Here is a 12,390-nt window from a genome sequence, read left to right as displayed (position 1 = left end):
CGCCTCGAAACTGCTGCGTGTTCAATCATTCGCCGACGCTGATCTTCAGACCGGCGGCGATGGCAAAGGGAGTCAGGGTCACCGTCAGGGCGGTGAGGCTGGCCAGCCAGAGCAACTGGCCGGCGGCCGGCAGACCCTGCAGGGACGCCTGCAGGGCGCCGCTGCCGAGGATCAGCACCGGGATGTACAGCGGCAGGATCAGCAGCGCCAGCAGCAGGCCGCCGCGCTTGAGCCCCACGGTGAGCGCCGCGCCGACCGCGCCGAGCAGGCTGAGGATCGGCGTGCCGAGCAGCAGCGAGCCGAGCAGCACCGGCAGGCAGCGCGCCGGCAGGCCGAGCATCAACGCCAGCAGCGGCGCCAGCAGCACCAGCGCCAGGCCGGAGAACAGCCAGTGTGCCAGTACCTTGGAGAGCACCAGAAGGGGCAGCGGGTGCGGCGAAAGGACCCACTGCTCCAGCGAGCCGTCCTCGAAGTCGCTGCGGAACAGGCCGTCCAGCGACAGCAGCACGGCGAGCAGCGCGGCGACCCACACCAGACCCGGCGACAGGGTTTCCAGCAGCTTGCTCTCCGGACCGACGGCCAGCGGGAACAGCGCCACCACGATGGCGAAGAACACCAGCGGATTGAGCAGCTCGGCCGGACGGCGGCACAGCAGGCGCGCCTCGCGTGCCAGCAACTGGGTGAACAGGTTACTCATCGGCCAGGCTCCCGGCGCGGGCGAGGTCCAGCTCGCGGTAGCCGGCTGGCTTGCGGGTCAGGCTGTGGTGGGTGGTCAGCACCACCATGCCGCCGCTCTCGCAGTGGCGGGCCAGATGCTCCTCGAGCTGGGCCACGCCGTGCTTGTCGAGGGCGGTGAAGGGCTCGTCGAGCACCCACAGCGGCGGCGCATCCAGGTACAGGCGCGCCAGCGCCACGCGGCGCTGCTGACCGGCGGACAGGGTATGGCAGGGGACGTCCTCGAAACCGCGCAGGCCGACGGCCTCCAGCGCGGTCCAGAGCGCGGTGCGCGGTTCGGGAGTGTGCAGGGCGCACAGCCAGGCGAGGTTCTCCTCGGGGCTGAGCAGGCCCTTGATGCCGGCGGCATGGCCGATCCACAGCAGATTGCGGGTCAACTCGCCGCGCTGCTCGGCCAGGGGCCTGCCGGCCAGGCGGATTTCCCCCTCGGTCGGCTGCATCAGCCCGGCCAGCAGGCGCAGCAGGCTGGTCTTGCCGCTGCCGTTGGGCCCGGCGATCTGCAGCATCTGCCCGGGGTGCAGGGCGAAGTCGAGCCGCTCGAACAGCACGCGCAGGTCCCGCTCGCAGGCGAGCGCAACGGCTTCGAGGAAGGGACTGGTCACAGCATGGCTATCCGTCGGCAATCCGATTCAGGGCGCAGCCGGTCTATCCCGGCCGAATCGGGCGGCATTATACATGCGCCCCCGAAGGGCCGGAGATCGTATTTTCGACAGGTTATGACCGGCTTGAGGAGGAGGCGGCGCAAGCGCCGCCGCGCCTCAGGGACGCGCCGGGCGCGGCGCGGCCTGGGCGAAGATCAGCCGCTCGACGAAGAATTCCAGATGCCCGCGCGGATTGGCCGGCAGCGGCCAGGCGTCGACCTTCTCGGCCAGCTCGCGGTAGGCGTTGGCCGCCCGGCTGCGCGGCAACACCTCGCATACCGTGCGCTGGCGCTGTACCGCGCGGCGCAGCGAATCGTCGAGTGGAATCGCCCCGACGTAGTCCAGCGACACCCCGCCGAGGCTCTCGCTCTGGCGCAGCAGGCGCTCGTGCAGGGCGCGCCCCTCGGCCGCCGACAGGGTCATGCTGGCCAGCAGGCGGAAACGGCTCATGGCGAAGTCCTGGTTGAGTCGGCGCAGCAGGGTCAGCGCGTCGGCGGCGGCCGCCGGCTCGTCGTTGACCACCAACAGCGCCTCGCTGGAGGCGCGCAGCAGCCCCAGCACGTCGCTGCCGATGCCGGGCGCGCAGTCGATCAGCAGCACCTCCGGCGGCGCCGGCAGCTCGCTGAACGCCTGGATCAGGCCGGCCAGCTGCAGCGCCGGCAACTGGCCCGGCAGGCGCCCGGCCGAGCCGGCCAGCACCTGGAAGCCGCCCGCCACGGTGAATACCGCCTCGGCCAGCCGGCAGCGGCCTTCCAGCACATCCACCAAGGTCAGCTGCGGGGTCAGGCCGAGCGCGACATCGACGCCGGGCAGCGCGAAACTGGCGTCCAGCAACATCACCCGCCGGCCGCGCGCGGCCAGCGTCCAGGCGAGGTTAATCGCCGCCTGCGTCTTGCCGACACCGCCCTTGCCGCTGGCGATGGCGATCACCTGTACCGGAGCTGGCGCACCCATGTTGTCTTCCTCACCGGCCCTGCGGGGCATTCCACGATCGCTGCGCGCCATCACTCGTCGCCATCTTCGTCGCGACGGCTCATGCCGTACTTGCGCATCTTCTCCACCAGCGTAGTGCGGCGCACGCGCAGGCGCTCGGCGGCGCGCGCCACCACTCCGCCGGCATCGTCGAGGGCCTGCTGGATCAGCGAGCGCTCCAGGTTGCCCAGGTAGTCCTTGAGGTCCAGCCCGCCGACCGGCAGCAGCGCCGGCATGTCCAGGCCGGGCAGCGCGCTGTGGCGCACCGCGCGCTCCTCCAGCTCGTTGCGCAGCGCCTCGACCGCCTGGCCGCTGTCGTCGGCCAGGTGGCGGAACTTCTTCGGCAGCTCGCCGACGCCTATCACCCCGTAGGGGTGCATGATCGCCAGACGCTCGACCAGGTTGGCCAGCTCGCGCACGTTGCCGCGCCAGTCGTGGCGGCACAGCGACATCAGCGCCGCCGAGCTGAAGCGGATCGAGCCGCGCTTCTCGTTTTCCATCCGCGCGATCAGTTCGTTGATCAGCAGCGGAATGTCCTCGACCCGCTCGCGCAGCGGCGGCAGCTCGATGGAGAACTGGTTGAGGCGGTAGTAGAGGTCGTCGCGGAAGCGCCCCTCGGCGACCAGGCACTCCAGGTCTTCCTGGCTGGCGGCGATCACCCGCACGTCGATGGGCAGCGCTTCCTGTCCGCCCTGACGCTCGAAGCAGCCTTCCTGCAGCACGCGCAGCAGGCGGCCCTGCAGGGCCAGCGGCAGGTGCGCCACCTCGTCGAGGAACAGCGTGCCTCCGGCCGCCAGCTCCAGACGCCCCTTGCGGCTGGTCAGCGCGCCGGGGAAGGCGCCCTGCTCGTAACCGAACAGCTCGCCTTCGAGCAGCTCGGCCTCGATGGCGGTGCAGCTGACCGGCACGAACGGCCGCTCGCGGCGCGAGGAATGGTAGTGCAGATTGCGCGCGGCCACTTCCTTGCCGCTGCCGGCCTCGCCGAGCAGCAGCACGCCGACTTCGGTCTCGGCGACCTGCTGCATCAGCTGGCGCACCTGCTGGATCGCCCGGCTGGTGCCGACCAGGCTGCGGAACAGGTTGGACTCGCGCTGCTGGCCGCGCTCGCGGGCGGCATCGAACACCTGCTGGTAGACCTGCGCGCGGTGCAGCGAGTCGATCAGCTGGTTGTAGCTGGGCGGCATGTCCAGGCGCGCCAGCACCCGGCGGCGCAGCTCGTCGGGCCAGGCGGCGGTGTCCTGGTCGTCGAGCAGCAGCAGCGGCACGCGCTCGAACTGCGCGCTGAGCTGCTTGAACAGGCGCAGCGCGCCGCCACGGCCGTCCACCTGACCGAGCAGGATGCAGACCAGCTGCGGCGACTCGATGGCGGCCAGTTCGGCGGCCCAGTCCTGGCTCGCGCAGGCGGTGTATTCCTCACCGAGGAAGTCGAGGATCACCGTCATGTCGTGACGGCGTTGCGGGTTGTCGTCTATCAGTAGCAGTCGGGATTCGCGCCACATGTTCAGTCATTCGGCTGGAAGGGAGGGCCTCGGAAGGCCGGAAGGACCGGCGCACAAAAATGGCGCAGCCCGAAAGTGCGCGCAGTAAACCCAAAAGCGCCGCCACAGTCAAATTTATGGCGCAGTCGCGCCATGCCGTGCGCCAACAAGCCGGCCCGCGCTGATGCCCAGTGCAGAGCCGGCCGGGGCTATGTCGGGCACAGGCGTTCAGACCTGAGCGGCGAGAACGCGACGCTCCCAGGGGGTGATCTCGGCGAGGAAGTCCGCCAGCTCCAGCTGCTTGCAGGCCAGGTAGCCGTCGATGAACTCGCGCCCGAACAGCGCCTCGGCCACCTGGCTGTGCGCCAGGCGGTGCAGCGCCTCGCCCATTCCGGTCGGCAGACGCAGCGCTTCCGGCACGGCGAACTGCCCCTGCACCGGCGGGCCGGGCGGCCGGCCGACGAGCAGGCCGTGCAGGCCGGCGCCGAGGCTGGCGGCCAGCGCCAGATAGGGATTGGCGTCGGCGCCCGGCAGGCGGTTCTCGACCCGCCGGTCGACCGGCGCGCTGGCCGGGATGCGCAGCCCGGCGGCGCGATTGTCGTAGGCCCAGCAGGCGTTGTTGGGCGAGGCGCAGGGCTGCGCCAGGCGCTGGTAGGCGTTGACGTTGGGCGCCAGCAGCGCGGTGAACTCGGCCAGGGTGGCCTGCAGGCCGGCGATGAAGTGGCCGAAGGCGGCGCTCGGCGCGCCCCGGGCATCGCTGAAGATGTTGCGCCCGTCGGCATCCAGCACGCTCTGGTGGATGTGCATCGAGCTGCCCGGCACGCCGCCCAGCGGCTTGGCCATGCACACCGCGAGCAGCCCGTGTTCGAGGGCCACCTCGCGCAGCAGGTGCTTGAACAGGAAGGTCTGGTCGGCCAGGCGCAGGGCGTCGCCGTGGGGAAAGTTAATCTCGAACTGGCTGATGCCCATCTCGTGCATGAAGGTGTCGCGCGGCAGGCCCAGCGCCGCCATGCAGCGATAGACCGCGGCGAAGAACGGCCGCAGGCCATGGGCCGAGCCGACGCCGAACGCCGAGGTGCCGATCTCGCGGCGCCCGTCGAGGCCCACCGGCGGCTGGAACGGCTGATGGGGGTCGGGGTTGGCGGCGAACACGAAGAACTCCAGCTCGGTGGCCACCACCGGCGTCAGGCCGAGCTGCGCGTATTGCTCCAGCACCCCGCGCAGCAGCCCGCGGGTCGACAGCGCGCAGGGACGGCCGTCCAGTTCGAGGGCATCGCAGATCGCCAGCGCCCGCCCCGGCGTGCCCCAGGGCAGCACATGCACCTGGCAGGGATCGCTGCACAGCAGCAGATCGCCGTCGTCGCCGCCGTAGAAGCGCGGCGGCGGATAGCCGCCCATCACGCACTGCAGCAGCACGCCGCGCGCCATCTGCAGGCGCCGGCCGGCGAGAAAGCTCTCGGCGGTCATGGTCTTGCCGCGGGCGATGCCGTTGAGATCCGGCGTCACGCACTCGACCTCCTCCACGCTGGCCAGCCGTTCGGCAAAGGCCAGCAACTGTTCCGCACTGCGCATCGCCATCCCCTCCTCCCCTGCGCGCCCTGTGCTCAGGTTAGTCGCCGGCGGGGCGGATGCATTAAAGTGAGCACTGCCGACCCGCCGTTTCCTCATCCCTGCCGAGTTCGCCATGCCCCATCGTGACGCCCTGCTCGCCCTGCGCCAGTACCTCACCACCCAGATCCTCGGTCAGGAGCGGCTGGTCGACCGGCTGCTGATCGCCCTGCTCGCCGACGGCCACCTGCTGGTCGAGGGCGCCCCCGGACTGGCCAAGACCAAGGCGATCAAGGACCTGGCCGCCGGCCTGGAAGCCGAATTCCACCGCATCCAGTTCACCCCCGACCTGCTGCCGGCGGACATCACCGGCACCGAGATATACCGTCCCGAGGACGGCAGCTTCGTGTTCCAGCGCGGGCCGATCTTCCACCACCTGGTGCTGGCCGACGAGATCAACCGCGCCCCGGCCAAGGTGCAGTCGGCGCTGCTCGAAGCCATGGCCGAGCGCCAGGTGAGCATCGGCCGCAGCACCTACGCGCTGCCGCCGCTGTTCCTGGTGATGGCCACCCAGAACCCCATCGAGCAGGAAGGCACCTACCCGCTGCCCGAGGCGCAGCTGGACCGTTTCCTGATGCACGTGAAGATCGGCTACCCGGACGCCTCGGTGGAGCGGCGCATCCTCCAGCAGGCACGCGGCGAGGCGCTGTCCGGCGAGGCGCAGCCCGAGCAGCGGGTCAGCCAGCAGGCGATCTTCGCCGCGCGCCGAGATATCCTCGGCCTGTACATGGCCGACGCCGTGGAGGAATACCTGGTGCAGCTGATCATGGCCACCCGCCACCCGGCGCGCTTCGACGCCGAGCTGGGCGAGTGGATCGCCTGGGGCGCCAGCCCGCGCGGCTCGATCGCCCTGGACCGCTGCGCGCGCGCCCACGCCTGGCTGGCCGGGCGCGACTTCGTCAGTCCCGAGGACATCCAGGCGGTGCTGTTCGACGTGCTGCGCCACCGGGTCATCCTGTCCTTCGAGGCGGAGGCCGCCGGCGTCGACCAGGACCGCGTGGTGCAGCGCATCCTCGACGTGGTCGCCGTGGCCTGAGGCGCCGCCATGCATGCCGAACTGCTGGTCCCCGGCGTCACCGTCGGCCTCAACGCGCTGCTGGAGATGCGTCACCGCCTCGCCGAGCTGCAGCTGTTCTCCGCGCCGGGACGGCGCAGCCCGCTGGTCGGCCTGCACCACTCCAAGCTGCGCGGACGCGGCGTGGACTTCGACCAGGTGCGCGTCTACCAGGCCGGCGACGACGTGCGCAACATCGACTGGCGGGTCACCGCACGCACCCAGGAACCGCACACCAAGCTGTTCCACGAGGAGCGCGAGCGCCCGGTGTTCCTGCTGGTCGAACAGAGCCCGCAACTGTTCTTCGGCAGCGGCCTGTGCTTCAAGTCGGTGCTCGCCGCCCAGGTCGCCGCGCTGTTCGGCTGGGCCGCGCTGGCCCACAACGACCGCATCGGCGGCCTAGTGTTCAACGCCGCACAGTGCAGCGAGGTGCGCCCGCGACGCAGCAAGCAGAGCCTGCTGCAGCTGCTCGGCCTGCTGGTGCGCGCCAACCAGGCGCTGGCCGGCACACCGGCCAGCACCGAGTCCGCTGGCAGCGGCCTGGCCCTGGCCCTGCGCCGCGCCCGCGAGGTGCTGCGCCCGGGTAGCCTGGCGCTGGCGGTCTGCGACGAGCGCAGCCTCGACGACGGCGCCGAGCTGCAGCTCGGCCTGCTCGCCCGCCATTGCGACCTGATCCTGCTGCCGGTCAGCGACCCCCTCGACCACGCCCTGCCGGCCGCCGGCCTGCTGCGCTTCGCCGACCGTCACGCGCGTCTGGAGCTGGACAGCGGCGATGCCGCCCTGCGCCAGGCCTGGCATGCGCGCGGCGCGGAGCGCGCCGAGCGCTGGCAACGCCTGGCCCAGCGCCTGGGCATCCTACTGCTGCCGCTGAGTACCCAGCACGAGCTGCTCGCCCAGCTGCGCGAACAGGTACAGCCGGCGCAGCGGAGCCGCCAGCCATGAACGGCCTCGACCTCGCCGCGCCGCTGCTGCCGGCCGAACCCGGCTGGTGGCCGCCGGCGCCCGGCTGGTGGCTGCTCGCCGCCCTGCTGCTGGGTCTGTGCGCCGCGCTCTGGCACTGGCGCGCCGCGCTACTGGAGCACTGGCGCCGGCTGCACGCTGCGCCGCCGGCCGAAACCGGCCTGGAGCCGCAGCGCCAGGCCGCGCTGGAGGAGCTGGCGCGCCTGCCGCGACCCTACGACGGCGCTCCCGCCGGCCCCTGGCTGCAGGCCCTCAACGCCCTGCTCAAGCGCCTGTGCCGGGCGCGCTATCCGGACAGCGCCAGCCACACCCTGAGCGGTCGCGCCTGGCTGGCGTTTCTCGACAACCGCTGCCCGGCCGCCGGCCTGACCCGCTGGATGATCCTCGTCGAAGGCACCTACCGCGCCGACTGCCGGCTGGACGACAAGGCCATCGACGGCCTCCAGCAAGCGGTGGAAACCTGGGTACGCAAGCATGTTTGAGTTCGCCTGGCCGTGGGTCTTCCTGCTCCTGCCGCTGCCCTGGCTGCTGCGCCGCCTGCTGCCGCCCGCCGCCAGCGGCGAGGCGGCGCTCAAGGTGAGCTTTCTCGCCGAACTGGAAAACCTCGCCGGGCGCCGCGCGCGGCCGCGCCTGCCGGACTGGCGCCGGCAGCTGCCGTTCGTCCTGCTCTGGCTGCTGCTGGTGCTCGCCGCGGCCCGCCCGCAGTGGCTCGGCGAGCCGCTGCCGCTGCCCTCCAGCGGCCGCGACCTGCTGCTGGCGGTGGATGTCTCCGGCTCCATGGACTACCCCGACATGCGCTGGCAGGGGCAGACCGTCAGCCGCCTGAGCCTGGTCCAGACGCTGCTCGGCGACTTCATCGCCAGCCGCCAGGGCGACCGCCTCGGGCTGATCCTGTTCGGCAGCCGCGCCTACCTGCAGGCCCCGCTGACCTTCGACCGGCAGACCGTGCGCACCTGGCTGGCGCAGGCACAGATCGGCATCGCCGGCAAGGACACCGCGCTGGGCGACGCCATCGGCCTGGCCCTCAAGCGCCTGCGCCAGCGCCCGGCCGACAGCCGGGTGCTGATCCTGGTCACCGACGGCGCCAACACCGCCGGCGAAGTGCCGCCGCTGACCGCCGCGCGGCTGGCCGCCGGCGAGGGCGTGCGCATCTACACCATCGGCATCGGCGCCGACGCCGAGCAGGCCGGCGCCATCGGCCTGTACGGCCTCAACCCCGGCCTCGACCTCGACGAACCGCTGCTGCGCGAGATCGCCGAACTCAGCGGCGGCAGCTACTTCCGCGCCCGCTCGGCGGACGAACTGGCCGCCATCTCCGAGGTCCTCGACCACCTGGAGCCGGTCAGCCAGGCGCCGACCCAGGCCTTCCAGGCCACCGCGCTGCACCCCTGGCTGCTGGCCGCCGCGCTGCTGCTCAGCGTGCTGCTGGCGAGCCGCGAGCTGTGGCCCCACGGGCTGGCGCTGCGCCTGCGGAGGCAGCGATGAACGCGCTGCTGCCGCACCTCGCCCGCCCCCTCTGGCTGCTCCTGCTGCCGCTGCTCGGCTGGCTGCTGTGGCGCCTCTGGCACCGCCGCCAGCGCCTCGGCCGCTGGCAGCAGATCCTTCCCGCGGCCTTCCAGCCCTGGCTGCTGGTCGGCGGCCGCGGACGGCGCAGCCGCTTGCCCTGGCTGCTGCTCGGCCTGGCCTGGCTGCTCGCCATCCTGGTGCTGGTCGGCCCCGGCTGGCAGCGTCTGGAACAGCCGCCGCAGCAGCGCAGCGATCCGCTGGTGGCGATCCTCGACCTGACCCCGGCGATGCTCGCCGGCGACCTGCCGCCCAACCGCCTGGAAGCCGCGCGGCGCAAGCTGCTCGATCTGCTCGACGCGCGCGGCAACGCGCCGACCGCCATCGTCGTCTACGCCGGCAGCGCCCACGTGCTGGTGCCGCTGTCCGACGACCCGCTGACCGCCCACAACCTGCTCGGCGCGCTCAGCCCCGAACTGATGCCGCTGCCCGGCCGCCGCGCCGACCTCGCCGTGCAGCGCGCCGTGCAGCTGCTCGACCAAGGCGCCAACGGCCGCGGCCGCCTGCTGCTGCTCACCGGCAGCCTGAGCGCCAGCGAGCAGGCCGGCATCCGCGCCGCCCTGCAGGGCCGGCAGCTGCCCCTGGCGGTGCTCGGCGTCGGCACCCCCGCCGGCGCGCCGGTGCCCCGCGCAGGCGGCGGTTTCCTGCGCGACGCCGACGGCGCCATCCTGCTGCCGCGCCTGCAGGCCGAGGCCCTCGCCGCCAGCGCCGCCGAGTCGGGCGGCGCCTACCGCCCGCTCGGCCTCGACGACGGCGACCTCGACGCCCTCGGCCTGCTGCGTCCCGCCGCCGTGCAGCGCAGCACGGGCGCGCCACGCACGCTGGAGCGCTGGGCCGACCAGGGCCACTGGCTGCTGCTGCCGCTGCTCCTGCTGGCCGCCTGCGCCGCCCGGCGCGGCTGGCTGTTCGCCTTCGCCCTGCTGCTGGTCGTGCCGCCGCCGGCCATGGCCTTCGAACTGGCCGACCTCTGGTGGCGCGCCGACCAGCAGGGCCGCCGCCTGCTCGCTGCCGGCCAGCCGGAGCAGGCCGCGCAGCGCTTCGTCGATCCGCAGTGGCGCGGCATCGCCCACTACCAGGCCGGCGACTATGCGGCGGCGGCCCGCGCCTTCGCCGCCGGCCACGACGCCGCCGCCCACTACAACCGCGGCAACGCCCTGGCCATGGGCGGCGAGCTGGAGGAAGCGCTCAAGGCCTACGACCAGGCCCTGCAGCGCGACCCGCAGCTGCACGTCGCCCGCGACAACCGCGCCCGCGTCGAGCAGCGCCTGCAGCAGCAACGCGAACAGGCCGCCCGCGCCGCCGCAGCGCCGCCGGCCGAGCGCAGCGATGCCGCCGACACCGAGCAACGCCCTCCCGACACCCCGGCCAGCAGCGCACAGGCCGAGGCGCCGCGCCCCGCCACGCCCCAGCCGCCACGCCCGCCCGCCGCCAGCGCGGTCGAGCACAGCGCCGGCGACTCGCCACCCAGCGCCCCGGCCGAGGCGCAGCGCGCCCGCGACGAGCCGGCGCCGCCGCCCCCGCGACCCGCGCGCGCACCAGACGAACGCCAGCAGGCGCTGGAGCACTGGCTGCGGCAGATTCCCGACGACCCGGCCGAGCTGCTGCGACGCAAATTCTGGAACGAGCTGCAACAACAGCAGGAATCCCCGCGATGATCCGTTTTCCGCTCCGCCGCCTGCCGCTGCTGGCCGGCCTGCTCGCCCTGCTGTGCGGCGCCGCCCAGGCCGCCGGCCTCACCGCCAGCGTCGACCGCAGCAGCCTGAACCTCGGCGAGATCGTCGAGCTGAGCCTGGAAAGCAGCGCACCGACCCTGGAGGGGCGGCCCGACCTGACCCCGCTCGCGGCGCAGTTCGAGATCCTCGACACCCGCCTGCTCAGCCGTCAGGTGCTCGCCGACGGCGAGACGCAGCGCCACGACCGGCTGGTCATCGCCCTGCAGCCGCGGCTGGCCGGACGCCTGACCATCCCGCCGCTGAGTCTCGGCGCCGAGCGCTCCCAGGCCATCGTCCTGCAGGTCCACGAACCGCGCCCGGTCGCCGCCGACAACGCCCTGGCGCCGGTGTTCATCGACGCCAGCCTCGATCAGGACAGCGTCTATGTGCAGGCCCAGGCGGTGCTCACTCTGCGGGTGTTCCATTCGGTGGCGCTGTACGACGACAGCCAGCTCAGCCCGCTGGAGATGGAGGACGCCCGGGTCGAGCCGCTCGGCGCACGGCGCACCTACGAGCAGGAGATCGACGGCGTGCGGCACGGCGTGCAGGAAGTGCGCTACGCGATCTTCCCGCAGCGCAGCGGCACCCTGCAGATTCCCGCGCAGCTGTTCAGCGCCACCGCGCTGGCCAGCCAGGACGCGGCCGGCCAGCCGTTCGGCCCGCGCAGCGGGCGACCGCTGCAGGTGCGCTCGCCGGCCCTGGCCCTGCAGGTCAAGCCGCGCCCGGCCAGCTATCCGGCCGACGCGCCCTGGCTGCCGGCGCACAGCCTGAGCCTCAGCGAAACCTGGACGCCCGAGCCGCAACGGCCGCAGGTCGGCGACTCGCTGACCCGCAACCTGCTGCTGCGCGCCGAGGGACTGGGCGGCGCGCAGCTGCCCGACCTGAGCCGGCCGCTCGCCCATCCGGGGCTGCGCAGCTACCCCGACCAGCCGCGCCTGCGCAGCCGCAGCAACGCCGGCGGGCTGGTCGGCAGCCGCGAGGAAAGCATCGCCCTGGTGCCCACCGCCGCCGGCACCATCGAGCTGCCGGCCCTGGAAGTGGTGTGGTGGAACACCCGCGAGGAGCGCCTGGAGCGCGCCAGCCTGCCGGCGCGGCGCATCGAGGTGCAGGCCGCGCCCCTGGCCGAGATGCCGGTGCCGGCCGACATGCCACGCGGCGCGGCGCAGGCGCCTTCGCCCCTGTGGCCCTGGCAGCTGGCCTGCATGCTGCTGCTGGCCGGCAACCTGCTGACCCTGGTCCTCTGGTGGCGCGCCCGCCGCCAGCCGGCGGTGATCCGCGCCGCCAGCAGCGGCCCCAGCCCGCGCACCCTGCAGGACGACCTGCGCCGCGCCTGCCAGAGCAACGACCCGCACGCCACCCGCCAGGCGCTCGACGCCTGGGCGCGCCAGCAGCCGGAAACCCTGGCGGCCATGGCCGCCCGCTATGTACCGCTGTCGGCCGCCCTCGACGACCTCAACGGCGCCCTGTACAGCGAGAGCGGCCAGCACTGGCAGGGCGAGGCGCTCTGGCAGGCCATCGGCCGGCTGCCGGCACCGTCCGACACTGCGCTCGCCGCCGACGGCAACCCGCTGCCGCCGCTCTACCCGCGCTGAGCCAGCGGGCGCTCAAGCCCGGCGCCGAGCGGGCCGATATCCGGATATCGTCGCTTGCGCACAAGGAGTGCCCCC

Annotated in this window: 11 protein-coding genes; 6 read left to right on the top strand and 5 right to left on the bottom strand. The window is 73.0% G+C overall.

Annotated elements, in window-relative coordinates; genetic code table 11:
- Window positions 1-25: 25 nt before the first annotated feature.
- The 5 genes from ccmB to BLU22_RS09850 form a co-directional block, all read right to left on the bottom strand.
- A complete protein-coding gene (gene ccmB, locus BLU22_RS09870; protein WP_090214033.1) occupies window positions 26-697 on the bottom strand; it encodes a heme exporter protein CcmB in 672 nt (223 codons plus the stop codon).
- Window positions 690-1,337 (bottom strand): cytochrome c biogenesis heme-transporting ATPase CcmA, encoded by a 648-nt coding sequence (ccmA, locus tag BLU22_RS09865; protein WP_090214031.1) that lies wholly within the window; start codon window positions 1,335-1,337, stop codon window positions 690-692. Before ccmA ends, ccmB begins: the two co-directional genes overlap by 8 nt.
- A 156-nt stretch (window positions 1,338-1,493) precedes the next feature.
- Window positions 1,494-2,330 (bottom strand): P-loop NTPase, encoded by an 837-nt coding sequence (locus BLU22_RS09860; protein WP_090214030.1) that lies wholly within the window; start codon window positions 2,328-2,330, stop codon window positions 1,494-1,496.
- A gap of 50 nt (window positions 2,331-2,380) precedes the next feature.
- A complete protein-coding gene (locus tag BLU22_RS09855) occupies window positions 2,381-3,847 on the bottom strand; it encodes a sigma-54-dependent transcriptional regulator (protein ID WP_090214028.1) in 1,467 nt (488 codons plus the stop codon).
- A gap of 207 nt (window positions 3,848-4,054) precedes the next feature.
- Entirely contained in the window at window positions 4,055-5,398 is a 1,344-nt protein-coding gene (locus tag BLU22_RS09850) for a glutamine synthetase family protein (protein ID WP_090214027.1), read from the bottom strand.
- 112 nt (window positions 5,399-5,510) lie between these two features.
- Between BLU22_RS09850 and BLU22_RS09845 the strand changes: the two genes are divergently transcribed.
- The 6 genes from BLU22_RS09845 to BLU22_RS09820 are packed head-to-tail and all read left to right on the top strand — an operon-like array spanning window position 5,511 to window position 12,315.
- On the top strand, window positions 5,511-6,470 hold the full coding sequence (locus tag BLU22_RS09845) for an AAA family ATPase (RefSeq protein ID WP_090214025.1): 960 nt from the start codon (window positions 5,511-5,513) through the stop codon (window positions 6,468-6,470).
- Window positions 6,471-6,479: 9 nt separating this feature from the next.
- A complete protein-coding gene (locus BLU22_RS09840; protein WP_090214024.1) occupies window positions 6,480-7,430 on the top strand; it encodes a DUF58 domain-containing protein in 951 nt (316 codons plus the stop codon).
- On the top strand, window positions 7,427-7,930 hold the full coding sequence (locus BLU22_RS09835) for a DUF4381 domain-containing protein (protein ID WP_090214022.1): 504 nt from the start codon (window positions 7,427-7,429) through the stop codon (window positions 7,928-7,930). The genes BLU22_RS09840 and BLU22_RS09835 overlap by 4 nt, the downstream gene beginning before the upstream one ends.
- The gene (locus tag BLU22_RS09830; protein ID WP_090214020.1) at window positions 7,923-8,933 is read left to right on the top strand and encodes a vWA domain-containing protein; all 1,011 of its coding nucleotides are present in this window, start codon (window positions 7,923-7,925) and stop codon (window positions 8,931-8,933) included. Before BLU22_RS09835 ends, BLU22_RS09830 begins: the two co-directional genes overlap by 8 nt.
- The gene (locus BLU22_RS09825) at window positions 8,930-10,666 is read left to right on the top strand and encodes a tetratricopeptide repeat protein (RefSeq protein WP_090214019.1); all 1,737 of its coding nucleotides are present in this window, start codon (window positions 8,930-8,932) and stop codon (window positions 10,664-10,666) included. The genes BLU22_RS09830 and BLU22_RS09825 overlap by 4 nt, the downstream gene beginning before the upstream one ends.
- Window positions 10,663-12,315 (top strand): BatD family protein, encoded by a 1,653-nt coding sequence (locus tag BLU22_RS09820; RefSeq protein ID WP_090214017.1) that lies wholly within the window; start codon window positions 10,663-10,665, stop codon window positions 12,313-12,315. Before BLU22_RS09825 ends, BLU22_RS09820 begins: the two co-directional genes overlap by 4 nt.
- Window positions 12,316-12,390 lie beyond the last annotated feature (75 nt).

Source organism: Pseudomonas guangdongensis, from assembly GCF_900105885.1.
GTDB lineage: Bacteria > Pseudomonadota > Gammaproteobacteria > Pseudomonadales > Pseudomonadaceae > Geopseudomonas > Geopseudomonas guangdongensis.
Note: the sequence above shows the minus strand (reverse complement) of the source record. Positions and strands in the feature narration are given on the sequence as shown.

Coding starts and splice junctions, on each gene's coding strand:
- ccmB (WP_090214033.1), bottom strand. CDS start 697: ATGAGTAACCTGTTCACCCAGTTGCTGGCACGCGAGGCGCGCCTGCTG.
- BLU22_RS09820 (WP_090214017.1), top strand. CDS start 10,663: ATGATCCGTTTTCCGCTCCGCCGCCTGCCGCTGCTGGCCGGCCTGCTC.
- BLU22_RS09825 (WP_090214019.1), top strand. CDS start 8,930: ATGAACGCGCTGCTGCCGCACCTCGCCCGCCCCCTCTGGCTGCTCCTG.
- BLU22_RS09855 (WP_090214028.1), bottom strand. CDS start 3,847: ATGTGGCGCGAATCCCGACTGCTACTGATAGACGACAACCCGCAACGC.
- BLU22_RS09860 (WP_090214030.1), bottom strand. CDS start 2,330: ATGGGTGCGCCAGCTCCGGTACAGGTGATCGCCATCGCCAGCGGCAAG.
- BLU22_RS09850 (WP_090214027.1), bottom strand. CDS start 5,398: ATGCGCAGTGCGGAACAGTTGCTGGCCTTTGCCGAACGGCTGGCCAGC.
- BLU22_RS09845 (WP_090214025.1), top strand. CDS start 5,511: ATGCCCCATCGTGACGCCCTGCTCGCCCTGCGCCAGTACCTCACCACC.
- BLU22_RS09835 (WP_090214022.1), top strand. CDS start 7,427: ATGAACGGCCTCGACCTCGCCGCGCCGCTGCTGCCGGCCGAACCCGGC.
- BLU22_RS09840 (WP_090214024.1), top strand. CDS start 6,480: ATGCATGCCGAACTGCTGGTCCCCGGCGTCACCGTCGGCCTCAACGCG.
- BLU22_RS09830 (WP_090214020.1), top strand. CDS start 7,923: ATGTTTGAGTTCGCCTGGCCGTGGGTCTTCCTGCTCCTGCCGCTGCCC.